Annotated in this window: 25 protein-coding genes; 9 read left to right on the top strand and 16 right to left on the bottom strand. The window is 56.1% G+C overall.

The genetic code is table 11. From position 1 onward, the window contains the following. Positions 1–252 precede the first annotated feature (252 nt). From dapB to hslV, 11 genes are all read right to left on the bottom strand, one after another. Complete coding sequence (dapB, locus tag METLA_RS0102655) at positions 253–1,065, bottom strand: 4-hydroxy-tetrahydrodipicolinate reductase (protein WP_024297079.1); 813 nt, start codon at positions 1,063–1,065, stop codon at positions 253–255. Positions 1,066–1,070: 5 nt separating this feature from the next. Further along, positions 1,071–2,207: a molecular chaperone DnaJ gene (gene dnaJ, locus METLA_RS0102660; RefSeq protein ID WP_024297080.1), complete on the bottom strand. Its 1,137-nt coding sequence runs from the start codon at positions 2,205–2,207 to the stop codon at positions 1,071–1,073. Between the two features lie 125 nt (positions 2,208–2,332). Continuing rightward, positions 2,333–4,273 carry a molecular chaperone DnaK gene (gene dnaK, locus METLA_RS0102665; RefSeq protein ID WP_342665892.1) on the bottom strand — a complete coding sequence of 647 codons (1,941 nt, stop codon included), beginning with the start codon at positions 4,271–4,273 and terminating at the stop codon, positions 2,333–2,335. Positions 4,274–4,333: 60 nt separating this feature from the next. Then, positions 4,334–4,969, bottom strand: a complete 636-nt coding sequence (grpE, locus tag METLA_RS0102670; protein ID WP_024297082.1) for a nucleotide exchange factor GrpE — start codon at positions 4,967–4,969, stop codon at positions 4,334–4,336. A gap of 66 nt (positions 4,970–5,035) precedes the next feature. Further along, positions 5,036–6,091, bottom strand: coding sequence for a heat-inducible transcriptional repressor HrcA (gene hrcA / locus METLA_RS0102675; protein ID WP_024297083.1), 1,056 nt, complete (start codon positions 6,089–6,091; stop codon positions 5,036–5,038). Between the two features lie 196 nt (positions 6,092–6,287). Further along, a complete protein-coding gene (ubiB, locus tag METLA_RS0102680) occupies positions 6,288–7,838 on the bottom strand; it encodes a ubiquinone biosynthesis regulatory protein kinase UbiB (protein ID WP_024297084.1) in 1,551 nt (516 codons plus the stop codon). A gap of 40 nt (positions 7,839–7,878) precedes the next feature. After that, a complete protein-coding gene (locus METLA_RS0102685) occupies positions 7,879–8,514 on the bottom strand; it encodes a ubiquinone biosynthesis accessory factor UbiJ (RefSeq protein WP_024297085.1) in 636 nt (211 codons plus the stop codon). Between the two features lies 1 nt (position 8,515). After that, positions 8,516–9,265, bottom strand: coding sequence for a bifunctional demethylmenaquinone methyltransferase/2-methoxy-6-polyprenyl-1,4-benzoquinol methylase UbiE (ubiE, locus tag METLA_RS0102690; protein ID WP_024297086.1), 750 nt, complete (start codon positions 9,263–9,265; stop codon positions 8,516–8,518). Between the two features lie 3 nt (positions 9,266–9,268). Next, a complete protein-coding gene (locus METLA_RS0102695; protein ID WP_024297087.1) occupies positions 9,269–9,661 on the bottom strand; it encodes a gamma-butyrobetaine hydroxylase family protein in 393 nt (130 codons plus the stop codon). A gap of 101 nt (positions 9,662–9,762) precedes the next feature. Beyond that, positions 9,763–11,088, bottom strand: a complete 1,326-nt coding sequence (gene hslU, locus METLA_RS0102700) for an ATP-dependent protease ATPase subunit HslU (protein ID WP_024297088.1) — start codon at positions 11,086–11,088, stop codon at positions 9,763–9,765. Between the two features lie 3 nt (positions 11,089–11,091). Further along, positions 11,092–11,640: an ATP-dependent protease subunit HslV gene (gene hslV, locus METLA_RS0102705; RefSeq protein ID WP_024297089.1), complete on the bottom strand. Its 549-nt coding sequence runs from the start codon at positions 11,638–11,640 to the stop codon at positions 11,092–11,094. 164 nt (positions 11,641–11,804) lie between these two features. Here hslV and METLA_RS0102710 point away from each other — a divergent pair, with 164 nt between their 5' ends. Continuing rightward, positions 11,805–12,440, top strand: a complete 636-nt coding sequence (locus tag METLA_RS0102710; RefSeq protein WP_024297090.1) for a DUF4126 domain-containing protein — start codon at positions 11,805–11,807, stop codon at positions 12,438–12,440. A gap of 178 nt (positions 12,441–12,618) precedes the next feature. Here the strand turns inward: METLA_RS0102710 and METLA_RS0102715 are convergent, their stop codons facing one another. After that, entirely contained in the window at positions 12,619–13,257 is a 639-nt protein-coding gene (locus tag METLA_RS0102715; RefSeq protein ID WP_024297091.1) for a cytochrome b/b6 domain-containing protein, read from the bottom strand. 305 nt (positions 13,258–13,562) lie between these two features. Between METLA_RS0102715 and METLA_RS0102725 the strand changes: the two genes are divergently transcribed. Further along, a complete protein-coding gene (locus METLA_RS0102725; RefSeq protein ID WP_084480045.1) occupies positions 13,563–14,720 on the top strand; it encodes an autotransporter strand-loop-strand O-heptosyltransferase in 1,158 nt (385 codons plus the stop codon). An 80-nt stretch (positions 14,721–14,800) separates the two neighbouring features. On the opposite strand, the gene METLA_RS22865 is transcribed toward METLA_RS0102725, so the two are convergent. Beyond that, entirely contained in the window at positions 14,801–15,121 is a 321-nt protein-coding gene (locus METLA_RS22865) for a hypothetical protein (RefSeq protein ID WP_024297093.1), read from the bottom strand. A gap of 40 nt (positions 15,122–15,161) precedes the next feature. Between METLA_RS22865 and METLA_RS22870 the strand changes: the two genes are divergently transcribed. The 5 genes from METLA_RS22870 (at position 15,162) to METLA_RS20465 (ending at position 19,362) form a co-directional block, all read left to right on the top strand. Then, positions 15,162–15,398, top strand: coding sequence for a hypothetical protein (locus tag METLA_RS22870; RefSeq protein WP_024297094.1), 237 nt, complete (start codon positions 15,162–15,164; stop codon positions 15,396–15,398). 488 nt (positions 15,399–15,886) lie between these two features. Then, on the top strand, positions 15,887–16,627 hold the full coding sequence (locus METLA_RS0102745; RefSeq protein ID WP_029646346.1) for a TorF family putative porin: 741 nt from the start codon (positions 15,887–15,889) through the stop codon (positions 16,625–16,627). Between the two features lie 83 nt (positions 16,628–16,710). Further along, positions 16,711–17,298, top strand: coding sequence for an RNA polymerase sigma factor (locus METLA_RS0102750; RefSeq protein WP_024297096.1), 588 nt, complete (start codon positions 16,711–16,713; stop codon positions 17,296–17,298). A gap of 13 nt (positions 17,299–17,311) precedes the next feature. Next, complete coding sequence (locus METLA_RS0102755; RefSeq protein WP_024297097.1) at positions 17,312–18,031, top strand: anti-sigma factor family protein; 720 nt, start codon at positions 17,312–17,314, stop codon at positions 18,029–18,031. Continuing rightward, positions 18,028–19,362, top strand: a complete 1,335-nt coding sequence (locus tag METLA_RS20465) for a S8 family peptidase (protein ID WP_024297098.1) — start codon at positions 18,028–18,030, stop codon at positions 19,360–19,362. The genes METLA_RS0102755 and METLA_RS20465 overlap by 4 nt, the downstream gene beginning before the upstream one ends. A gap of 4 nt (positions 19,363–19,366) precedes the next feature. Here METLA_RS20465 and METLA_RS0102765 read toward each other — a convergent pair whose 3' ends face one another. Beyond that, entirely contained in the window at positions 19,367–20,710 is a 1,344-nt protein-coding gene (locus tag METLA_RS0102765) for an ATP-binding protein (RefSeq protein WP_024297099.1), read from the bottom strand. Further along, on the bottom strand, positions 20,707–21,378 hold the full coding sequence (locus METLA_RS0102770; protein ID WP_024297100.1) for a response regulator: 672 nt from the start codon (positions 21,376–21,378) through the stop codon (positions 20,707–20,709). The genes METLA_RS0102765 and METLA_RS0102770 overlap by 4 nt, the downstream gene beginning before the upstream one ends. Positions 21,379–21,726: 348 nt before the next feature. Between METLA_RS0102770 and METLA_RS0102775 the strand changes: the two genes are divergently transcribed. Both METLA_RS0102775 and METLA_RS0102785 read left to right on the top strand, forming a co-directional pair. Then, positions 21,727–23,100, top strand: coding sequence for a hypothetical protein (locus tag METLA_RS0102775; protein ID WP_152539356.1), 1,374 nt, complete (start codon positions 21,727–21,729; stop codon positions 23,098–23,100). A 50-nt stretch (positions 23,101–23,150) separates the two neighbouring features. Continuing rightward, on the top strand, positions 23,151–24,230 hold the full coding sequence (locus METLA_RS0102785) for a hypothetical protein (protein WP_152539357.1): 1,080 nt from the start codon (positions 23,151–23,153) through the stop codon (positions 24,228–24,230). 352 nt (positions 24,231–24,582) lie between these two features. Here the strand turns inward: METLA_RS0102785 and METLA_RS0102790 are convergent, their stop codons facing one another. Then, the gene (locus tag METLA_RS0102790) at positions 24,583–24,894 is read right to left on the bottom strand and encodes a hypothetical protein (RefSeq protein WP_024297103.1); all 312 of its coding nucleotides are present in this window, start codon (positions 24,892–24,894) and stop codon (positions 24,583–24,585) included. Positions 24,895–25,382: the final 488 nt, after the last annotated feature.

Consider the following 25,382-nt stretch of genomic DNA (forward strand, 5'->3'; position numbering starts at 1 on the left):
ATGTTAAGTGGTGTGGAACCGCTTTTCCGAAATCGCTAGTACCGTAGATGTGGTGATGTTCGTCTGGACTTTGAGAGTTCCTCGGAGATTCGAGGAAGCCACTAAAATGGGATATGGACAGCCTGCGCAAAACTGTCCATAAAGTTGAAAGTTATAGGGGCAGTCCATTCTAAGACAACAGCCCTTATTTTGCGGCCTACAGACGTCCGCAGGGTGTCCATATCACCCGTGTCGTCGAAGAAGACTCCGGCTTCAGCCGAGCGCTTTCAAGCCCAAGACGTCCTGCATGTCATATAGGCCGTTCGGTATGTCCTTCAGCCACAACGCCGCGCGCACCGCGCCGTTCGCAAAGGTCATCCGGCTGGTCGCCTTGTGGGTGATTTCGACGCGTTCGCCGTCGTCCGCAAACATCACGGTATGATCGCCGACGATGTCGCCGGCGCGAATCGTCGAAAAACCGATCGTTTTGCGGTCGCGTGCGCCGGTGTGGCCTTCGCGGCCGTAGATCGCGCAGTCTTTCAGGTCGCGGTCCAGCGTCGCCGCGATCACTTCGCCCATTCTGAGCGCGGTGCCGGATGGCGCATCGACCTTGTGGCGGTGATGCGCTTCGATGATTTCGATGTCACTGTCGTCGCCCATCACGCGGGCGGTCATTTCGAGCAGTTTCAGCGACAGGTTAACGCCGACGCTCATGTTCGGTGACAATACGATCGCGACATCCCGGGCGGCTTGCTCGATCGTCCGTTTTTGTTCCGGCGTGTAGCCGGTCGTGCCGATCACGATCTTTTTACCGGCCGCCCGGCATTGTTCGATCAGCGTCATCGAAGTGTCGGGACGAGTAAAATCGATCAGTACGTCGAATTTATCGAGCACCGCCGACAGATCGTCGACCACCTGCACGCCGATCGTTCCCAGCCCCGCCAATTCGCCCGCATCCTTGCCGACCGCAAGACTGCCGAGGCGCGATACCGCGGCGGTAAATTCCGCATGGCTTGCCGCATCGGCCGCCCTGACCAAACAAGATCCCATGCGGCCGGAGACGCCCGCTACTGCAATTCGAAGCATTGTGCTCATCCTGTCAATTTATCGAAAAAACTTTTCACGCCGTCGATGAACGAATGCTCCTGCGGACTGTGATGCTTGCCGCCGCCCATCAGCGATTCATTCAACTGCGCGATCAGCTCTTTTTGTTCCTTGGTCAGATGCACCGGCGTTTCGACCTGCACCCGGCACAACAAATCGCCGACCGGGCCGCCGCGCACCGGCTTCACGCCTTTGCCGCGCAGGCGGAACATCTTGCCGGTTTGGGTTTCGGCCGGAATTTTCAGACTGACCTTGCCGTCCAGGGTCGGCACTTCCAGGTCGCCGCCGAGACAGGCGGTCGGGAAACTGATCGGCACTTCGCAAAACAGATTCGCGCCGTCGCGGGTAAAGATCGAATGCTCCTTTACCTGAATCTGCACATACAGATCGCCCGGAGGCCCGCCCAGTTCGCCGGCTTCGCCTTCGCCGGACAGCCGAATGCGGTCGCCGGTATCAACACCGGCCGGAATCTTGGCCGACAACGTTTTGGTATCCTGCACGCGGCCCTGGCCGTAGCATTTGCCGCATGGGTCCTTGATCTGCTTGCCGGTGCCGCGGCAGGTCGGACAGGCTTGCTGCACCGCAAAGAAGCCTTGCTGCATCCGGACCTGGCCGTGACCATGACAGGTCGAACAGATCACCGGCGAAGAGCCTTTCTTCGCGCCGCTGCCGGAGCATTCGCCGCAGGTCGTCAGCACCTGGACGCGAATCTTCGCTTCGGTGCCGGCGACCGCTTCCTCGAGCGTCAGCTCCAGATTGTAGCGCAGGTCGGAACCGCGCTGCGCGCCGCCGCGCTGGCGGCCGCCTCCGCCGAAAATATCGCCGAACATGTCGCCGAATACGTCGCTGAAACTGTCCGCGCCGAAGCCGCCGTGGCGGCCGCCGCCCATCGACGAATCGACGCCGGCATGGCCGAACTGGTCATACGCGGCGCGTTTCTTCGCATCGGACAGGATCTCGTAGGCTTCCTTGATCTGCTTGAATTTGGCTTCGGCCTGTTCGGGATTATCCTTGTTACGGTCAGGATGATACTTCATCGCCATCTTGCGATAGCTTTTCTTGATTTCTTCATCGCTGGCGTTTTTGTCCACACCGAGAAGCTTGTAATAATCTTCTTTTGCCATGTGTTGTTATTAAGTGGCTTTAAACAAAATTGCAGGAACCGGCAAATACCGGGTTCCTGCAAAAATTAATGACGCTGGCAAGGGGATAAGCGCTAACGCTCATCCCCCTACACTATTGTCAACCGTTAGCCTTTCTTGTCGTCCTTGACTTCTTCAAATTCGGCATCGACCACACCGTCATCGGCATGGCTTGAGGCGGAATGCGCACCGGCTTGCTCGCCGCCTTCGGACGCCGACTTTTGCGCATACACGCGTTCGGCCATCTTGCCCGAAAGTTCGGTCAGGTCGTTGGTCTTGCTTTCGATTTCGGACTTGCTATCGCCTTTGCAAGCTTGTTTCAGTGCTTCGATCGCTTTTTCGATCGCGGCTTTTTCGTCGCCGCCGACCTGATCGCCCAGTTCCTTGATCGACTTTTCGGTCGCATGGATCAGGCCGTCCGCATGGTTGCGCGCGCCGACCAGTTCGGTCAGTTTGCGATCTTCTTCCGCATGTGCTTCGGCGTCCTTGATCATGCGGTCGACTTCGGCGTCGGACAGACCGCTGGAAGCCTTGATAACGATCGATTGCTTCTTGCCGGTCGCCTTGTCTTTCGCCGATACGTTCAGGATACCGTTCGCATCGATGTCGAACGACACTTCGATTTGCGGAATGCCGCGCGGCGCAGGCGGAATGTCGCTCAGGTCGAAACGGCCCAGCGATTTGTTCGCGGCAGCGACTTCACGCTCGCCCTGCAACACATGCACGGTGACCGCGGTTTGGCTGTCGTCGGCGGTCGAGAACACCTGCGATGCATTGGTCGGAATCGTGGTGTTCTTCTCGATCAGCTTGGTCATCACGCCGCCCAGGGTTTCGATGCCCAGGGACAATGGAATTACGTCGAGCAGCAGCACGTCCTTGACTTCGCCGCCGAGAACGCCGGCCTGGATCGCCGCGCCGAGCGCGACCGCTTCGTCAGGGTTCACGTCTTTACGCGGTTCCTTGCCGAAAATGGCTTTGACCATGTCCTGCACCTTCGGCATCCGGGTTTGGCCGCCGACCAGAATCACGTCGTCGATCTCGGAGGCTTTCAAACCGGCGTCTTTTAGCGCAACTTCGCAGGGGCCTTTGGTGCGATTGATCAATTCCTCGACCAGTGACTCCAGTTTCGCGCGGGTCAGTTTAACGTTCAAGTGTTTCGGACCGCTCGCATCGGCCGTAATGTACGGCAGGTTCACGTCGGTTTGCTGGGCTGAAGACAGCTCGATCTTGGCTTTTTCGGCCGCTTCTTTCAGACGTTGCAGCGCCAGCGGGTCGTTATGCACATCGACGCCGCTTTCCTTTTTGAATTCGGACGCCAGATATTCGATGATGCGCGCGTCGAAGTCTTCGCCGCCGAGGAAGGTGTCGCCGTTGGTCGACAACACTTCGAACTGGTGCTCGCCTTCGATTTCGGCGATTTCGATGATCGAGATATCGAAGGTACCGCCGCCGAGGTCATAGACCGCGATCTTGGTGTCGCCTTTCGGCTTGTCCATGCCGAAAGCCAGCGCCGATGCGGTCGGCTCGTTGATGATCCGCTTGACTTCGAGGCCCGCGATACGGCCGGCGTCCTTGGTCGCCTGACGTTGGGAGTCGTTGAAGTAAGCCGGCACGGTGATCACCGCTTCTTTGACTTCTTCGCCCAAATAGGCTTCGGCGTCTTTTTTCAGCTTCATCAATACGCGGGCGGAGATTTCCGGCGCCGCCATTTTCTTGCCGTGCACTTCGACCCAGGCGTCGCCGTTTTCGGCTTCGGCGATCTTATACGGCACCATCTTGATGTCTTTTTGTACGACATCGTCCTTGAAACGGCGGCCGATCAGACGTTTGATCGCGAACAGGGTATTCTTCGGATTGGTGACCGCCTGCCGTTTGGCCGATTGGCCGACCAAGACTTCGTCGTCACTGGTGAACGCGATGATCGACGGCGTGGTGCGCGCGCCTTCGCTGTTTTCGATCACTTTCGCGACGCCGTTTTCGAGGACCGCGACGCAAGAGTTGGTCGTGCCTAAATCTATGCCGATAATTTTAGCCATTGAATGCTCCAGACTTGAATTTGTTTATTAGGGTTGAATTTGTTTTGGTATATGGGGCCTGTTTATTCGAGTTCAAGCCTGTTCGTCGATAATCGGGGGCGTTGTTTCCGGTTTTTGCGGCGCTTTTGCGACCACCACCATTGCCGGCCGCAGCAGGCGTCCGTTCAAGCTATAGCCTTTTTGGAAGACGTTCACGACCGAATTCGGCGCGGCGCCTTCGATTTCCTGTACCATCATCGCCTGATGCTGTTCGGCGTTGAAAGGCTGGCCGAGCGGGTCGATCGCTTCGATGTGGAATTTGTCGAATGCCGCTTCGAACTGCTTCAAGGTCAGTTCGCTGCCTTCGCGGAATTTTTGCACTTCCGGGCTGTCGCCGGTCGCAGCTTGAAGGCCCAACACCAGGCTGTCCAGCACCGGCAACAGGGCTTTCGCGAAATTTTCCAGCGCAAATTTGTGCGCGCTTTCGAGGTCGCGCTGCGTTCTTTTACGCAGGTTATCCATTTCGGCGACCGTTCTGACCGCCTTGTCCCAGTTTTCCTGCGCCTTCTTCTCGGCCTCGGCCAGTTTGGCCTGCAAGGCTTCTACCGTCGGCTCCTTTTCGGCCAGTTCGAGGTCCGGCGCTTCGGTTTCCGGCGCAGCCTGATTTTCGGTGTTTTCCGTCGCCTCGGTCTGTACCTGGGCTTCGGTGTTTTCCTGATCTTTACTCATGCAAAAAATTTCCTGAAAAAATAATTAGTCTCGCGCATGCTTGCGCACCCAAAATCATCATGGTTGTTATGATGGGGATGCGGATTTCGGATTCAAGGCGGCGCCCAACAATTTTGCGGTCACATCGACATACGGAATGATTTTTTCATACGCCATCCGGGTCGGCCCGATCACGCCCAGCACGCCGACCACTTCATCGCTGACCGAATAGGACGAAGTGACCAGGCTGCAATGATCGAAGGCCTGATAGCCGGATTCCTCGCCGATGAAGATCTGCACGCCGTCGGCCTTCATGCATTGATCGAGCAGATGGATCACGCCCTGTTTCTGGCTGAACGCCTCGAACAGGGTGCGGAGGCGGTCGCGGTCGGACAATTCGGAAAATCCCATCAGATTGGTTTCGCCGCTCAGCACGAAATCTTCTTTCTTGTCGTCCGGTTCGAATGCCAGTTGCGCCATCCGGATCGCATCGAGCATCAGTTGATTCATCTGTTCGCGGTCGTCCTGCAATTCTTGCAGCACCGCATCGCGTACCGACGAGAGGCTCCGTCCCGAATAGATCGAATTCAGATAATTGGCCGCCTGCTGCAATTCGGCGGGGCTGAACAGGCGCGAGGTATGAATGATCTTGTTATGCACTTCCTGTTCATTGGTCACGAAAATCACCAGCACGCGCGAATGCGACAACGGCAGGAATTCGATATGGCGCAGGAACAATATTTCACGCTTCGGCAGAGTCACGACGCCGGCCATCTGGGTCAGTTCGGAGAGCAGCCGCGAAGCCGTGCCGAGCGCCTGGCTCTGATCGCCGATCGCGGACAGGCTTTCCTGCAGGCGGTTCACTTCGCGCAGTTCGAGCGGCTTGACCGTCAACAAGCTGTCGACGAACAACCGGTAACCGCTGACCGTCGGCACCCGGCCCGCGGACGTATGCGGCGAATGGATCAGACCCAGGTCTTCGAGATCGGCCATCACGTTGCGAATCGTGGCCGGGCTCAGCTTCAAATCGGAATCTTTCGACAGCACGCGCGACCCGACCGGCTGCCCGTCGCTGATATAACGCTCGATCAGCGTCTTCAATAACTGCAGCGAGCGTTCATTTAATAGATGCGGATGACTCACACTAACCCCTAACGGAAATCGATTTTTAGCACTCTAGCGAGGTGAGTGCCAACAGAGCAAATTAGCAGCTAGAGCGTATATTGTCAACCGGGATATTCAGGGCTGACCCTGAAAAAAACCATGGGACTGTGGCGCGAGTTTTCGGCATCGTATTGCGCTGGGCGGTGCCTGCGCAATACGATGCCGAGGGGGGGATTTAGCCGAAAAAGATCGCCGCGCTGATCAATGCCGCGCTGACGAAGATCATCCACTGCGTCGATTGATGATGGGCTTCCATCTGCTTGCGCAGTTCTGCCAGTTCGCGTGTCTGCGCCTCGCTGGACTGTTTCGCGTAGGCGGCATTGTCGAGCGCCTTGTACAGCAGCGTCGGCACTTCGGGAAGCTGTTGGGCGAGTTCCGGAAAGTGCGCGAAGAGTTGGTTCAATTTGGCCTTCGGGCCCATCCTTTCCTGAAACCATTTTTCGAGGAAGGGCTTTGCGGTCTGCCATAAATCCAGTTCCGGATAGAGCTGCCGGCCTAGGCCTTCGATATTCAGCAAGGTTTTCTGCAAGAGCACCAGCTGCGGCTGCACATGCATGTCGAAGCGGCGCGCGGTCTGGAACAGGCGCAGCAATAACTGGCCGAACGAGATGTCGCGCAGCGGTTTTTCGAAGATCGGTTCGCAGACGCCGCGGATCGCCGATTCGAATTCCTCGATCCGGGTCGAACTCGGCACCCAGCCCGATTCGACGTGCATTCTCGCGACCTTGCGGTAATCGCGATTGAAAAACGCCAGGAAGTTTTCGGCCAGATAATGCTGGTCGGACAATGACAAGGAACCTACGATGCCGAAATCGACCGCGATATATTTGGCTGGCAGGTCGACGAAAATATTGCCGGGATGCATGTCCGCATGGAAAAAATTGTCCCGGAATACCTGGGTGAAGAAAATCTCGACACCGCGTTCGGCCAGCAATTTGAAATCGGCGCCGCCGGCGCGCAATTGTTCGATCTCGCCGACCGGAATGCCCTGAATCCTTTCCATCACCATCACCTTCTGCCGAGACAGCGGCCAATGGATTTCGGGGACATAGATGATGTCGGAGTTTTCGAAGTTGCGCCGCAGTTTGGCCGCGTTCGCCGCTTCCCGGACCAGATCGAGTTCGTCGAGCGTGGTTTTTTCGAATTCGGCGACCACTTCGAGCGGCCGCAGGCGGCGCGCATCGGACCAGAAGCGCTCGGCAAAGCGGGCCAGTTCATAGAGCAGCGCAATATCGGAATGAATACGGTCTTCGATGTCGGGCCTGAGCACCTTGACCACGACGTCTTCGCCGGTATGCAGTTTTGCGGTATGCACCTGCGCGACCGAGGCCGAAGCCAAAGGCGATGGATCGAAGTCGACGAACGCCGCGTCGATCGACATGCCCAGTTCTGATTCGATGATCCGCCGGGCGACCTCGTTCGGGAACGGCGGCACCCGGTCCTGCAGTTTGACCAGTTCGTCGGCGATATCGTCCGGCAACAGGTCTTTGCGGGTGGACAGCGCCTGGCCGAATTTGACATAGATCGGCCCCAGGTCTTCGAGCGTCTTGCGGATGCGCACGCCGCGCGGCTCATTGCGCCTTCTGAGCCAATAATAGGGCGACAGCGCGGCCAGAAAGCGGATCGGACGGAACAGGTGCGTTTTCAGCACGATTTCATCGAGGCCGTGAAACACCAGGACCCAATTAATATGGATCAAGCGGAATATGATTCTAGGATTGATCACGTTGGCTTAGTCGCGGGCAGGTGAGGGCGCAGGCACGGCATCATTCGCTTTGCGCAAGAGGTTTACGGGTGAGTGCGTCTTCGAGGCGTTCGATCCGGCTGTTCAGGCGGTCGAAATCGGTGCGCAGTTCGTCGACATGGCGGTAAAAAATATCGGCTTCGGGGCCTGCGGGCAGATCGCGCGTTTCTTCCTGCAGAAACTCGCTCAAATTCAGTTCGAAAGTCCTGAGCGATTGCCGCGTCCAGCGCGAGCCTGCGCGGAAGAGATTGCCGATTTGATGCGCGATCACGTCGCCGGTGACCTGCGACAGCTTTTCTTCGAGATCGATGTTCAGTTTGTCGAACAGCGCCTGGAATTTGCGCCCGGTCGTCATGTCGCCCTCGATCTTGACCTCGCCCGAAAACACCGAACGCATCGGCTTGGCACTGATTCCCATCAGGCCCAGGGACCAGAGCGAGCCTGAGATCCGGGTGTCGGGCTCGCCGGGGTAGGCGTCCAGCACCTGAACCGCATCGTGCGTCGGGCACAAATAAAGGGTTTCGCCGAACGGTTCGACGGTCAGTTCGATCACCTTGCCGGCGATCGGCGCCAGCAATTCGCCGACGTCCAGGTCCAGCTTGATATAGCGGTTCAGCGCGCTTTCGAGCGCGACGGTCAACAACGGTTTGAGCGCCATGTCAGATCTTGTAGCCGCGATGCACCGCGACGATGCCTTGCGTCATGTTGTAAAACTCGCAGCGTTCGAAGCCGGCGTTTTCCATCATCGCCTTCAGTTCGCTCTGCTTCGGGTGCATCCTTATCGATTCGGCCAGATAGCGGTAGCTGTCTTCGTCCTTGGCGACGAATTTGCCGATTTTCGGCAGCAGCTTGAACGAATAGAAATCGTAAACCTTTTCGGTGACCGGGTCGATCGGATGCGAAAATTCGAGCACGAGGCAGCGTCCGCCCGGTTTCAGTACGCGATGCATCGAGCGCAAAGCGGCATCCTTGTCGGTTACGTTGCGGAGGCCGAAGCCGATGATCACGCAGTCGAAGGTGTTGTCCGCGAACGGCAGGCATTCGGCATTCACCTGGGAATATTCGATATTGCCGGTCAGGCCGCGGTCGATCAGTCGGTTGCGACCGGTGCGCAGCATTTCCGAATTGATGTCGGCGAGCACGCACAGTCCGTCCTTGCCGACGCGTTTTTCGAGCAGCGTCGTCAAATCGCCGGTACCGCCGGCCAGATCGAGCACTTTCTCGCCGCTGCGGACATTGCAAAGCTGGATCGCAATCCGTTTCCAGATGCGATGAATGCCGAGCGACATTAAGTCGTTCATGATGTCGTACTTTTCGGCGACCGAGTCGAAAACGCCGCGCACCAGATTGACCTTGTCTTCGGTGGCGACTTGCTTGAAGCCGAAATGGGTCGTTTTGTGATGAGTCATATTTTATTGTAAATGTTCGGGGTCAATGCGTGTGTAGCCTGCGGCCTTAAGGCGTTCCAGATAGCTGGCCCAAAGGCTGTCGTATTCGGCGCCGAGTTGGTAGAGAAAGTCCCAGGTGTAAAGACCGCTGTTATGGCCGTCGCTGAACACCGGACAGATCGCATAATTGCCGATCGGATGAATCTCCCGTATCGTGACATCTTCCTTGCCGGTCTGCAGGGTTTCCTGTCCCGGCGCATGGCCCAGGGCTTCCGCGGACGGCGTATAGACGCGCAGGTATTCGCACGGCAGCATGAAGACCTTGCCGTCATCGAAATGGATTTCCAGAATCCTGGAAACCTGATGCAGTTTGATTTCGGTCGGCAGCGCGTTGCAGGGTTGGGTATGAAGTCGCATATCGAATCAGAATATGTTGGATGGGCGGCGTTTTTCCGCCCGCCATGAGGAAGTCAGGTGGGCAAACGATAAAGCCGTTTGCCCACCCTACAATCTTTCGCCTACAAGATATAGCGGCTCAAATCCTCATCCTGGACGAATTCGCCCAAGTGGCGGTCGACATAAGCCGCATCGATCACGATGTTCTTTTCGAGCAGGTCCGGTGCGCTGAACGAAATCTCTTCGAGCAGGCGTTCCAGGATCGTATGCAGACGCCGGGCGCCGATGTTTTCGGTTTTTTCGTTGACTTCCCAGCCGAGCTCGGCGATCCGGCGGATGCCGTCGGTCGCGAAGCTCAGATTGACGCCTTCGGTCGCGAGCAGCGCCGAGTATTGTTCGGTCAGCGAGGCATTCGGTTCGGTCAGAATCCGGAAAAAGTCGTCGGCGGATAAGGCGCCGAGTTCGACACGGATCGGGAAGCGGCCCTGCAATTCCGGGATCAGGTCGGACGGCTTGGTCAGATGGAACGCGCCCGAGGCGATAAACAGGATATGATCGGTCTTGATCGCGCCATACTTCGTGCTGACCGTGCTGCCTTCAACGATCGGCAGCAGATCGCGCTGCACGCCTTCGCGCGAGACTTCGCCGCCTGAACCGCCCGAATCGGAGCGTTTGCAGATTTTGTCGATTTCATCGAGAAACACGATGCCGTTCTGTTCGACCGCTTCGACCGCCTTCAGCTTGATCTCCTCGTCGTTGACCAGACGTGCGGCTTCCTCTTCCTGCAAGACCTTGAAGGCCTGCTTGATCTTCATCTTGCGGGAACGCGTCCGGCCGGTGCCCATGTTCTGGAACAGGCCCTGCAATTGATTGGTCATTTCTTCCATGCCCGGCGGCGCCATGATCTCGACGCCCATCGGCGCGAGCTGCACGTCGATCTCGATGTCCTTGTCGTCGAGGTCGCCTTCGCGCAGTTTCTTGCGCATTTTTTGCCGGGTCGATTCGTGGGATTCCGAGCGCATGCCGCCGTCCGCTTCGGGCAGGAGCAGGTCGAGAATCTTGTCTTCGGCCGCGTCGTAAGCCTTGATCTGCACCTTTTCCATTTCGGACTGGCGCATCATCTTGACCGCGGTATCGGCCAGATCGCGGATGATCGATTCGACGTCGCGGCCGACATAGCCGACTTCGGTGAATTTGGTCGCCTCGATCTTGATGAACGGCGCATTCGCCAGCCGCGCCAGGCGGCGCGCGATTTCGGTTTTGCCGACGCCGGTCGGGCCGATCATCAGGATGTTTTTCGGGGTGATTTCTTCGCGCAGCGAGGCATCGACCTGCTGCCGGCGCCAACGGTTGCGCAAGGCGATCGCGACCGAGCGTTTCGCATCGGATTGGCCGACGATGTGCTTGTCCAGTTCATGGACGATTTCTTTTGGGGTCATTTGGGTCATGCTTTACTCGTTCGGTTCCGCGTCCAGTTCTTCGATGCGCAAGTTGTGATTCGTATAAATGCAGATATCGGCCGCGATCGACAGCGCTTTTTCGACGATCTCGCGGGCGCTCAACTCGGTATTTTCGAGCAAGGCGCGCGCGGCGGCCTGCGCGAAGGCGCCGCCGGAGCCGATCGCCATCAAATCCAGTTCGGGCTCGACCACGTCGCCGTTGCCGGAGATGATCAATGAGGTTTTGGCATCGGCGATCGTCAGCATCGCTTCCATGCGCCTGAGGGTGCGGTCGGTGCGCCAGTCTTTCGCCATTTCGACCGCCGCGCGCATCAGGTGGCCGCGATGTTTTTCGAGTTTGCCTTCGAAATGCTCGAACAAGGTAAAGGCGTCCGCGGTCGAGCCGGCAAAACCGGCGATCACCTTGTCATGATACAGACGGCGCACCTTGCGGGCATTGCCTTTCATGACCGTATTGCCCAGGGTCACTTGGCCGTCTCCGCCGATCACGACTTTGTTGCCGCGGCGCACGGATAATATGGTGGTTCCTCTCAAATTCACTTTATAAAATCCAAAGTTAAAACTGTGTAGTAATAGCGCTCATTTTACATGGTCTGAAGCCTGCATGTGCGAAAAAATGCCGCCACGGTGGCGGCGGATTTATTAAGTTGGCATTCATGGCGCTATGCTACCATCAGCAAATCAATCATCCTTGAGGTGCCTTTATGGACGCACTGAATCAAATCTCCACGACGCTGGCGTTGACGATGGGCCTGGCGTGGGCCAGCGGCATCAATCTTTATGCAACCTTGCTGACGCTCGGTTTTCTCGCGAACAGCGGCAACATCGCGCTGCCTCCGGATTTGCAGATCGTCGCGAATCCGGCGGTGATGGTCGCGGCCGGCTTGATGTATTGCGTCGAATTCTTTGCCGACAAGACGCCGGGCGTCGATACCGGCTGGGATGCGATCCATACCTTCATCCGCATCCCGGCCGGCGCGATGCTGGCCGCCGGCGCGGTCGGCGAGCTGAATCCGGCCGTCGAACTCGCCGCCGCGATCGTCGGCGGCGGCCTCGCGGCCGGTTCGCATATGACCAAGGCCGGCAGCCGCGTGCTGATCAATACTTCGCCGGAACCGTTCAGCAACTGGATGGCGTCGATCGGCGAAGACGTGGCGGTGATCACCGGCGTCTGGGCCGCGGTCCGGCACCCGTTCTTTTTTCTGATCGCGCTGGCGCTGTTTATCGGCTTGATGATCTGGCTGTTGCCGAAGCTATGGGTCGGGATCAAGAAGGTTTTTCGGGCGATTGCGGGATTTTTCGGGGGAGGGACGCCTTCCAGTTCGAATCCGCCTTCGTAACGGATTTTACGGACGATCAATAGCCACGAAAAGCACGAAAGGCACGAAAAATTTTATTTCCTCGTTCCAACGCGCTGTGTTGGAATGCAGTCTGAACCGCGCCGCAGTTCGGGACGCAGAACGTCCTTAGGCGGGTTACCACGCAGAGCATTCGTCGTGATACCCGCCGGGATGCGGGTTATTGCCGGGTTTTGTTGCCCGTCAGCATCGCCTTAACCAGATTCTCCTTGTGCAGTCGGCTGGACAGGATCACGCCGAACACATGCAAGGCAATCAGCAGCAACATCAGGTTCGTGGAGGCTTCGTGGATTTCTTCCCAGAATTCTTCATCGGCCTCGTTCGGCTTTTGCCCGCGATCTTCGTCGTCCTCATCCTCATCTTCGGCATAAGCCGCGGCAATCGGCGTCAATTCGATAGACTGCATGCTGGCAAAAGGGCCTTTGCCTTCTTCGATCGCATAGACTTTGAGTCCGCTGAGGGTGACGGCGAACAAGGTCAACAGCAGCGCCATGGCCATCCAGCCGCCGAGCGGGTTGTGGCCGAGATAATGCGGGGGATGACCGGCGCGGAGGTCTTTGACATATTGGAAAACCACGGCCGGGGAGCGGACAAAATCGCTGAAGCGCGCGTATTTGCTGCCGATAAAACCCCAGATCAGCCGGAAAATGATCAGGCCGAGGACGGTGTAGCCGGAATAGATGTGCCAGAGGTTTTCTTCCTCGCTGGTCAGATAAGCGACAATAAAACTCGCGACCAGCGACCAGTGGAAGAGGCGAATCAAAATGTCCCAGACTCGCACGGTGGTTTGATTGTGCATTGAAGTTTCCTCGTAAGTGGCGGTTGAACAGGATTGGGGATAATGTACATCGGCAATATGAAACCAAGCTGAAAACCGGAATAAAAGTCTATGCCGGGATTGGATGGCATTTCAATAAGCGGCTTATTGATTCTGTTGACTTTGAATGCTTGCGCGCTGTTCCGTCTCGAAAGCCAATATATCTTCTCTGGTTCATACCGTTAGCCAACCTGACTAGCACGACAGCGCAGAGTATCGCGGTCGCTCCAATCTATGGCATCATGACGGCTCTTTACTAAGAGTCATCGTCAAAAGATTCGCGTAACATGGCTACATTCAAATCCGACCCATCGCTGCCTGGACAAAGCATGGAGACTGCACAAATGTTGCATTGCAACTTTATCGACGGCGCCTATCTGGAAGTGGCCGGCGAGGGAAGGGAACGTTATCGGGTGCTCATCGAGGACCTTGACGATCCGGCGCTTGCGATGCAGTGCGAGCTTGCTTCCGGCGGTTGGGTGCGAACGCCGCATCGCTATTTTGTGCGCTGGCGAGTCGATGTTTATCGGCAAAGGGATAACGAGCTGGTGTACAGGCATGTCTTCGATTGCACCGGCAAACGCGTCTATATCGCTTTTGAGTCGGGCTCGTTGGGCGATACGCTGGCCTGGCTGCCGGCGGTGGAGGCGTTCCGCAAACGGCACGGCTGCCGGGTGATTTGTTCGACATTTTTAAACCGGCTGTTCAAGGACAACTACCCGGATATCGAATTCATCGAACCGGGAGAAACGGCCCACGATCTTTATGCGATGTATCGGATCGGTTTGTTTTATAAGGAAGACGGCGCGTACGATTACGGCAAAAATCCTTCGGATTTTCGCGAACAACCGCTGGCTCAGCCGGCTTTCGATATTTTGGGTCTGCCGTTTCGCGAAATCAAACCGCTGATCAAGATCCCCGATTTGCCGAGTCCGTTGGATAAACCCTATGTCTGTATCGGCTTACACGCCACGTGCCAGGCGAAATACTGGAACAATCCCAAAGGCTGGGATGAAGTCGTGCGCTTTCTGCGCTACAAGGGCTACACGGTCGTATTGTTGTCAAAAGAAGGTAAGGAACACATGGGCAACAGCGTCCCGCAAGGCGTCAAATACCTGGAAGAAGGGCCGTTGGAGACGGTGATCAACTATCTCCGGCATGCGAAAATGTTTATCGGCGTCGGCAGCGGATTGAGCTGGCTTGCCTGGGCAACCGGTTGCAAAACCTGTCTGATCAGCGGCTTTTCGTATCCCTATACGGAGATGCAGGACTGTATCCGGATTTTTCCGGACGGAAACGTCTGCAGCGGTTGTTTCAATCGTTATCGCCTGGACGCCAGCGATTGGCACTGGTGTCCCGATCATCGGGGGACGCCTCGCAGGTTCGAGTGTACTCGCCGTATCAGCGGGCGTCAGGTCATCGAAGCCATTTCTCCCTTTGTTTGACGGCCTGCTCGCGTTTAACGCAACGGCTATCAGAAGCCGCGCCCCGATGCCGGGGCGCGATTTTTTACGATTTGCCGGCGTTAGTTGCCCTTCTGCGTGGTGCCTTTGACCAGCGGCAATGGCATGAAGACGGTGGGTGTTGCGCCGTTGCCCGCCAAATACGCGTTGCAAACCACCTTGGACGTGGTGCCGGTGACAGAGGCCGCGCCCGGCGGATTCACAGGTCCTGTCAGTAGAATGATCGACTCACCGGTGATGCTGCCGATATCGCCCGTCGCAATCGTCGCCGTTTCGCCCGCATCGACGACCACGGTGCCATTGTCGGGCGTATTGTCATTCACGCGTGCGCCCCCTGCCGAAAAGATTTCGACGCGCAAGAGGGCGGATTTGGATTTTTCCATATTCGTACAGGTAAAAGCGGTTTCCAGTCCTGGCGCTGATATGACCCCGCTGACCGTAAAGGCTCTTTTGCATTTGCCGGAAGAGCTCGAAGATGAGCATGAAGATTTGGATGAATCCGAAACGCTTGAAGAGCTTGACGAACTGGACGAATTAGCGTCGTCCGCGCCATTTTTTGCAAAAGCCGGGGACGCTACCGCCAGGCTGCCTACCAATAAAATGGCCAATTCTTTGTGTTTGGTTATTTTCATCGTTTTACCCTCAAGAACAGAAAGTTGAGTTATCTGGATATATTTAAGAAAGCTTTCACCGCATAGGTCATGTAAGCTTCGGTTAATAAATTCCCGATATTCGAAAAAAGGTTCAAGCGGCGTGAAAATTTTTAGGAGGCGCATGTTTTACGAGGAATCCTAAGCATTCCCGTGACTGCGGGTTATTGCCGGTTTTTATTGCCCGTCAGCGTGGCTTTAATCAGATGCTCCTTGTGCAGCCGGCTGGACAGGATTACGCCGAACACATGCAAGGCAACCGCAATCATGCTTAAGCACCAAGAAAACGTCCTTTCGGCAGGCAAAAAAAAACGCGGCCGTTAACCGTGACGGCCGCGTGCTGCTTGCTGGGGGGGCAGAAAAATTTTAAAAGCTTTGGTTACTGAATTCCTGCGGCTCGAAAAAAGGTTCATGTCAGTCATTCGATGCCGCAAACAAAATTCACCGCAGTGTTGAAGCTTTAGCCATAAAAAACGAAGGGTTTGGTATACTTTCGGCATGGACATCCCCTACACCCTACCCGGATTTCTGCGATTTCTCACTGCGGCGATCCTCTTGTTGCACTTCCAGCATGCGGGCGCCGATGTGCATGTAACGGTGACGGCGATGAGCGAGAACATCGGCAAAGGCTTTTCCAAAAGCGCCGGCGATTTTTCCGGACAGGTCAATCTCGATTATCAGCATGATTCCGGTTTTTATTTGGGCGCCAATACGGCCTACGTCAATTTTGGCGACAGCAACTCCGATGCCGCCCATGTCGAAATCACTCCCTATGCCGGCTGGACTTTCAAGCTGTCGGATGACTGGCGGCTTGACGGTCAATGGTCGCGGTATCTCTACGACGGGAAAATTTTCGGGCTGCCGTCGGACTACAATGACATGAGCCTGTTTTTGCATTTTCGGGACGTGCTGAGCGCCAGCGTTTCCTTCTCCGAGGATTATTATCAACGCGGACATGCCGCCGCGAATTACGAACTGACCGGACGCTACCCCGTTACCGACTTTCTGGAGCTTTCCAGCGGTGTCGGCTACACCCAAGCAAAGCAAGCCCTGGAATACGATTATTTGTATTGGAATGCCGGGGTGAGCGGGTTTTACAAGTTTGTCACCCTCGATCTGCGCTACGTGCATGCGGTGGATACGGCTAATAATGCGAATTCGAGGGTCGATAATCACTCGGATTATTATCCGCCGCCCATCGACCCGACTTTTTTGTTCAGCATTTCCGCCGGCTTTTGAGATCCGATTTACTTTTTTTACAAACCATTGAACCTTTTTCGTCTGCATTGCAATAAATCGGTAAACACTACCGTCGGCGATGCATGTATTCAGGCAAATCATTGAAAATCGAAAACCCAACACCCTCGGAAAACCCCGATGCCGAGCTGATGGGCTTGATCGTCCAGGGTGACGAGCAGGCGTTCGAACGGCTCTACAGCCGGTTTTACAGCCGTTTGTTCCGTTTCGTTGCGCGCATGACGCGCAGGCCCGAGCTGATCGAGGAAATCATTAACGATACCCTGTATGTGGTTTGGGATAAGGCGCCTACCTATAATGGGCAATGCCGGCTGTCGACCTGGATATTCGGCATTGCCTTCAACAAGGCGCGGCAGGCGTTGCGCAACGCGGCTCAGGACGGCACAGTATGGCTTGACGATATGGAAGACGACGCCTGGGTTCCAGCGATTGAAGACGACGGACCGCTGCGAATAGAATTGGACAACTGGCTGGAGTTTGCGATGGGCTGCCTCTCGGCCGAGCAGCGTGCGGTGATTGAACTGACCTACTACCAGGAACTGCATTACAGCGAAATTGCCGAGTTGATGGGATGTTCGGAAAATACGGTTAAAACGAGAATACACTACGCGCGCAAAAAACTGGCCGCCTTTTTGAACGACAAAGGGCATTAATCAGGATTATCCAATGAAAGACGATAACGCAAACCCATACTCCGAGCATCACGACATCCTGTTGTCGTTGCCGTGGTACGTCAATAAAACCTTGGAGGATGCCGAGCTGAAGAGGGTCGAAAATCATCTGAAGGTCTGCCTCACCTGCAGGCGCGAGCTCGTCGAACAGCAAAAGCTGTCCATGGCGATAAAACAAGCCGATACCATCGACGCGGTCGCCCAGGCGTCTTTTGCCCGCTTGCAGGCGCGCATGCATCGGCGCGGCGATAATGGGGAGCCGGCGCCGCCCCTAGTCGAGGCCCGTTCGCGAAAACTGAAGGGACAGCGAAAGTTCGGCTTCACGATGCCGAGCTTCCCGTACCAGGCGATTGCGGCGCTGGGGCTTTGTCTTTTGCTGATTCCTGCTTATTTGATCGTGAATCGGGAATTTGAAAGCAACTACCGGACCCTCGCCAATTCCGAAATCCCTGCGGCGCAGAGCAATGAAATTCGAGTCGTGTTTTCCGAAAGCGCCGATGGCGGCCAAAGACAGTCGGTGATCGACTCGATTGCCGGAGAAACCGTCGAAGGCCCGAATGCGACGGGCGTATATCTGATCCGTCTGAAGCAGGCGTTCGCCCCAGGGCAAGTTCTCGAAACCCTGGCATTGCTCAGAAAAAATTCGCAAGTCATTTTTGCCGAGCCGGCATATGCGTTATCGTCCGCGCTTTCGGCCGAGGGAAAAGCGCAATGAAACTGGGGTGGTTATTGTTATGCTTTGCGAGTCTTTCGTTTGCCGCCGAACAGGGCGGCGTGGACCCCGCCGTTTCTGCATTTCCCGAACAGTTCAGCCCGGCCGAGGCGGAGCGCATGATACTGGTCGGTTTTTCCGATCAGTCCATCGAGCGGACTTCCGCTCCGATGCCTCTATCCGGTTACCGCCGCCGCGGCGACTACCAGAGTTCCACCTGGAGCCGGCGGACATCCGCGCAAATCGCCGAAGACTATCATTTGCAAAAGCTCGAAGAATGGCCGATGACCGAGGTCGGCGTGCAATGCGTGGTCTATAAAGTCCTGAGCGCCGGCCCGGTTGCGGACACGCTGGCGCGGATGGCCAAGGACAGCCGGATCAAAATCGTGCAAAAGATGCATTGGTTTATTACGCAGGGTCGGCACGAATACAACGACCCGTATTTCAAGCTGCAGTCCAATCTGCACGCGATGCAACTCGACCGCGTGCACGATCTGGCTACAGGACGCAACGTCACGATCGGCATGATCGACACCGGCGTCGATTCCGGGCACCCCGATCTTTCCGGGCAAATCAGCCGGCAGGAAAATTTCGCGTCCAGGGTTTCGCCGGAATTCGCGGGCGACATCCACGGCACTGCGGTCGCGGGGGTGATGATCGCCCGGAAAGACAATGGCGTCGGCATCGCCGGCATCGCGCCCGACGCCAATCTGGTGGCGCTGAAAGCCTGCTGGCCGGCGAAAGCCGATGCGATGGCGGCGGCATGCAACAGCTACACGCTGGCGCTGGCGGTCAATACGGCGATCAAAGCGGGCGTCGACATTCTGAATATGAGCCTGACCGGTCCTGAAGACCCTTTGCTGGAATTGCTGTTGAACAAGGCGATCGAGCAAGGGATTATCGTCGTGGCGGCCGATACCGGAGGGACGCAGGCGCAAGATAATTTTCCGGCCACGCTAAATCATGTGATCCCGGTCCAGGCTTTATCCCGCTCCAAAGATCCTGCGGACAATTCGGGCGGGAGGGTGGAAGCGTCTGCAGAAAATGTGCTGACCACGCTGCCGCACGGCGCCTATGATTTCATTTCCGGCAGTTCGATCGCCGCGGCGGAAGTTTCGGGCATTGTCGCGTTATTGCTGGAACTGAAGCCGGGGCTGAGTCCTCAGAACATCAAGGCGCTTTTGCTAAAATCGCAGCAAGAATCATTGCTGCAAGCCGGGGGTGCCGAAAAGACCGGTGGGTTTTCCGGCATCAATGCGAACCATGCGGTGGCCTCACTCTGCAAAAATGCGAACTGTGGCAATGAAAGATTCGCGTTCGCATCGAGCAAATAAACGCTTAGGGTTTTGATCCTGCATCCGCCGTAAACAGAACCGCTTCCGCGCAAAATCCCCCCAAGTCTTTCGAGCGGTTGAGCAATAGTCGCCCGCCATATTGCTCCACGATCAGTTTGGCGATCGATAGGCCCAGCCCATGGCCGTTGACCGACTCATCCAGGCGGGTGCCGCGCTGCATTAAGGTTTCGAGAGAGGATGCTTCGACGCCCGGCCCGTCGTCCTCGATGATCAAGTGGATCGCCTGATTGCATTCGATCCTAATGCTGACCGTCGACTTGGCCCATTTGCAGGCATTGTCGAGCAGATTGCCGGCCAGTTCCAGCATGTCTTCCCGGTCGATCGGCAGCATGCAGATTGGCTGGGCGGAAAAGCGGATAGCCAGATTTTTCTCCCGGTACATTTTTTTCAGCACCTGGATCAAGGCCGGGATTTCCTGATGCATGTCGAATCTTGCCGCGGCCGGCCCTGTGCCTGCCAGGCGCGCGCGTTTCAGTACGCGGTCCATCAAGCGCTGCATATGGGTGGTTTGCGCGGTCAAAATTTCGCTGAGCTCCGGATGCTGCCGGAAGGCGTCTTCGCGGGGCAATTGTTGGAGCACCGTCAGTGGTGTCTTCAGCGCATGAGCCAGGTCGGCAAGGGCGTTGCGCTTGCGCTGCAGGCGTTGCTCCAGCACCGTCAATAAGCGGTTGAATTCGCCGACCAGGGCAGAGACTTCCAGCGGTACATCGGTGTCGATCTGCCTCAGTTCGCCGCGCTCCAAGCCCCTCAGCTGTGTTTGCAGGCGCGCCAGTGGGCGAAATCCATTGCGCAGGATCACGATTTGCACGCACATCAAAACCAACAGCAAGACGGCCGCAATCATCGAAAATCGGTGTTGAAATGCATCGATCAGCAGGAGGGTCGGCGACAAATCCTCGCCGATCGCGACCGTGATCGGACGGCCGTCTTTCTGATAGCCGAAGGCCATGATCAGCAGCGGCTGTTGCCGCGGGCCCCTCAGATAAAGGCGCTGACCGCTTCCTGTTGCGACCGTCGGTATGGCCAAATGGTCTTCTCCCAACGAGGGCGATTTGATGATATGGCGGCCGCTGGCGACCCAGTAGTATTGGCCGGAATGAAGTTTCGCGTAGACCGGCTCCATTCCTGTGTCGTTCAGGGCGATGGTTGCCGGGCTGTCGGCATGAACACCGGCAAGTATGGCTTCCGCGTCATGTTCGAGGTGTTCGGCGACATTATCTTCGGCCAGTTGCCGGATCGAGAGCTGGGTTTGCCACCATAACAAAGAGACCGCGCAAAGCAGGCTGATAAACAGCGCGATCCCCAGACGCAGTTGCAGGGATTTCACGGCAGTTCTTCCTTGAAAACGTAACCCTGGCCGCGGCGGGTTTCGAAGCGGTCCTTGCCGAGTTTTCGGCGCAGATGATTGATATACACCTCGATCACATTGCTGTCCTTGTCCGAATCGAAGTCGTAAAGCTGGTCGTTCAGCGTGGATTTACTGATCACCTGGCCTCGGTGCAGCAGAAAATAGCGCAGCAGTTTGAACTCGACGCCGGTTAAATCGATGCGTTCGCCGTTTTCGGTAATCACTTGCTGATGGTCTTCATCCAGCGTCAAACCGCCGACTTGTAGCTGATGGCCGCCGGGCAGTTGATGAAAGCGGTGCAACAGGGCGTTGATGCGGGCCAAGAGTTCCTCGATATGAAAAGGCTTGGCCAGATAATCGTCGGCGCCGGCCTTGAAGCCATCGACCTTTTCGTACCAGGCGTCGCGCGCGGTCAGGATCAACACCGGCAGGGTGTTTTGTTGCGCCCGCCAGTTTTGCAGTATGCTGATGCCGCTGCGCTGCGGCAAACCGAGATCGAGTATCGCCAGCTCGTAAACCGCTTCGTTGCCGAGATATTCGCCTTCCACTCCGTCGTGCGACACGTCGACCGCGTAACCGGCTTTTTCCAGATTTTTTTTCAGAAGCCGGGCCAGATCCCGATCATCTTCCACCAACAAGAGGCGCATCAAACTATCTTCCGGTGCTCATTTAAAACCGAAGTTTACCATGACTGGGAGCCCATAGGTCCTGCCTGGGTTTACTTTTGATTCGGCGCCGCAGCATCCGTCCGGCATAAACATCCAGCCAATCCCTTTCGCTGAGATAACGGTCCGGGCAACAAACTTACACTTTTTAAGGTTTATTTTATCTTAAGGCTGTATAAACCACGTAAACTGGAACCTTCCAGTCCGTTGATTAGGACGCGAACCGCCATCCTTTTTGTAAGTGTGGGGATTATATTGGTGAAAAAGAAATTGTTGGATAAGACAAGCCGCCACGTCGGCTCTGCCGTGGGCCATGCGGCGCTTTCATTAATGCTTGTGAGCGTTCCGGTTGCCCCGGTACTGGCGGCGGCAAGCGGCTGGTCGGGGTCGACCGCGATCTCGCCGGTGGGACATCCCGACCCGACCCGAGGCTCGCAATTGAACGATGTGGCGGTGAATGCGAGCGGACTGACCCTGGCAGCCTGGGATCAATACCGCTATGACATTGGCGGCAGCGCGACAATCGGCGTTGCGGTGCAAACGGCCGGCCGCTGGGGCGCGCCGTTGACCATTTCAGACAACACCGGTTTTTCGATGAGGCCCAAAGTGGCTGTCGGTGCGGACGGCACGATGGCGGTTTCGTGGACTTACCAGGATCCGGCGACTGCCACCAACCCGCTGCAGAAAATCCAGGTCGCGGTGAGGCCGGCGGGTTCTCAAAATTGGACAAGATACGAACTGGCCAGCGCTCCGGTCGGCGGTGTCGCAATCACGCCGCCGGTGCCCGTGGCCATTGATAAGGACGGCAACGTGACCGCCACCTGGACCCTTTGGGATGGCGCACGCCATGTAGTGCAGGCCGGAACGCTGCGAAAGAACAGCACATCCTGGGACAAAGCGGTGCTTTCCGGACCCACGGACGACGGACTTTATTTGAGTCTCGCCGTCAACGCTGATGGCGATGCGGCGGTTGCTTATTCGTTGTCGCCCTATACCAGTTACGTTACCGGAACCGGCGTCGAATATGTTTATCGGAGCAGGTCTAGCTCTGTTTGGTCAGCGCCGGTGCGGATATCCGAAACCATGCTATCGAGTCAGGGCTACATCACGGACCCGCAAGTCGCGCTCGATACGGCGGGTCTGGCGACCGTCGTCTATATGGGTTATGGCCTTGAGGCGACACGCCAGGACGCTTCGGGCGTGTGGACATCGCCGGCATCCATCATCGGATCGACTATTTTAGGGGCATCTTTCCTGAGCCCGGACCTTGCGGTTGATGCGCGCGGCAATGCTGTCGTCGCGGTTTCAATCTTTGACCCGACACCCGGTGTCGACAGGGCTTCCGTCTGGGTTAGCCGGGGCTCTCTCGATCGCACCTGGAGCCAGGCTGAGCGCCTTACTGATCCAACGGTCCCCGTCGACGCCTACGCCACCCGGGTTGCCATTTCGCCGAATGGCAACCCGGCCTTGGTCGGCTGGATCGATCATTACCATGGCGTTGCGCAAGTCTCGAAATTGACCGGCAGCCTCTGGGGCAAAGCGACCACGATCGGCAAATCGACCGCCTTTTCTTCTTTCCAGGAAGTTTTGGCTCTGGATGCAGGATCCGATACCGATCCGCTTAAAACTCAGGCCCAAGCCCGGGCGATCTGGAAGTCGGCAAAATCCGGCACCCAAATCTACGTCTCCGGATACAGCCAATAACAATCCGACTTCAATATTCGGATTCAATATCAATGAGAAACAGGAAAATCATGAAAAACATACTCTTGGCCGCCACGGCTGCGACCCTGCTCGCGGGGCTTGCAGGCCCCACCCATGCCGCCGGATTTACCGTGCAATCGATCAACTCCCCAGGACCGGCCATCCGCATGAGCGGCAATGACGCCGTAACGGGTTATTTCGTCGCCAAGTGCTCGACGATCAACGGATATGAGAGGTTCACCTATTGCTACAATGCCCCCTGGCTCTTCGACGGCAAAAGCATCACCAAGCTGACCAGTAAGTTTGGCAGCACCGCGAACGCACAGGCGGTGGCCATCAACGACTCGCTCGAACTGGTCGGCGCCGATGTCAATGGGGCTTGGTTTTATACCGGTGGCGCCGTCACCCGTCCGGGCGGAACCAACACCCGGCTCTTTGCAGTCAACAATAATCACGTGGCAGTGGGGATGTCCACGATCAATGGGGCTTACCAGCCTGTCACCTACACGAACAACGCCAGCATAGCATCTGCCAATTTACCTGGAAAGACCGCGGTCGACATCAATGACGCGGGCATGATCACCGGCTGGTATACGTACACGAACTCTAGCAACGTTCAGATCCAGAAGAGCTTCGTCGCGGATGGGATTGATGTGATTGATATCCCCAACCTGAGGGATAATTCCGGCGCTGAAATTAACTGCCGTCCAGTACGCATCAGCCAAGTCAATGCTGCAACCGGCCAAATGTGGGTGGCGGGCAATTGCGCGGGAAATCGCACTTTCCTCTATGAGCACACTAACCGCAGCCTGATTGAACTTCGCTACCCCGGCAGCAGCAACCTGAGCGTCGTGTCGGTCAATAGCCAGGGCGTAGCGGTCGGCACCGCTGTCAAGCCGGGCGCCTTTGCGCCGGATGGCTATACGGCCATCCTGTGGCCGGCAAGCAGCACCGTGGATACGATCCCCATCGATCTGAACGCGAACCAGGCTTTCGCGCCCGCATCAGCAAACGGAATCGCCTGGAATGTGCACTCGACCGACATCAACGATGCCGGCACGGTCTTGACCGGCTACAACGACACCAGCGGTAATTTCTACACTTTTCTGCTGCATCCAAGCCCTCAATGATGGAGTCACCCTATGATGAATATCATGTCCTCGATGATTGATTTCTGGTAATTGAAATTCGGTTTCAAGTTTTTGAGCGCATCCGAATTTTTCGCGAAGGCAAGATGCTCGCACGAGTTTTGCCCTCCGTGACTCGTTATCGATCGCTACGGATCTATGATCCCGAATGCTGGTAAAAATGGGGTCGGTTTCAGGCTTTTTGAGACTTGCTTTAGTCAAAAAACATAAAAACGTTGCCTAATAAGCATTTCCGACGTGGATTGGTTCTTAAAACGAGGAGCGAGCGCTACGCTACGCTCCTCGCCGAGTCCTACGGTAATCGGTTTTGATCTGGCTCATGACCATTCCTGCGTCAACGATTGCCCTGATTCCATTCCATAATTTTCTGAACGAAAGCGCCAGGATTGCTTTTCCTGACGCCCTCGTCTCCAAGCCCCATATAATCTCTGACTAGGTGGATGAGAAAGACTTCGATATCTTCCCGTGAATAGTCATGTTCCAACAGTTTAAGCGTTGACATGACAAACTCATCGTATTCATTCTGAATGTCTTCACAGGCAACGCCGAGAGGGTTCCAGTCGTTCCAAAATTGGCGAATCTTGTACCAACGCTGTATTCCCAGAGAATACGGATCGAGATTGCGTTCTATTTGAGTCGTAGACATGGCGGCACCTTATTAAGAATAATTTAATGATTGATCTTTAATTAAGGTAGTTCGGATTTTGGAATTGACAAGTATTAAAAATCTGTCGCATTTGATTTCACCTGCCGGAGCGAATCCACGTGTTCGCGTGCAAAGCCAGCGGTAACATGGGAAAATAATCTGGACAGAACCGGCACGCTAACATTCACGGCAGGTCTTTGCGTGCATAGCGGAAGGCAAATGACTTTCGCAACTTAAAAAATGCGCTGTGTTAATGCAAGATACCCCCACAGAGGCAACATGGGTCGAGTCAACAGAACAGGTGGATTAGTCATTACGAGGGCCATACCTTCTGCAATGCCGATTGAAAGGTGACCTAATTCAAGTCTTGGCCGTTTTTCATCACGTAAGGAAATGGCCTGATGAGCATTTCTGAATAGAACTGAAAAAATTATGGTAATCGTATAAGGATTTGAAGTTGATGGAGCAATTAACAGACTTAAAAGCAA

It is taken from the genome of Methylomicrobium lacus LW14, assembly GCF_000527095.1.
GTDB classification, from domain to species: Bacteria; Pseudomonadota; Gammaproteobacteria; order Methylococcales; family Methylomonadaceae; genus Methylomicrobium; species Methylomicrobium lacus.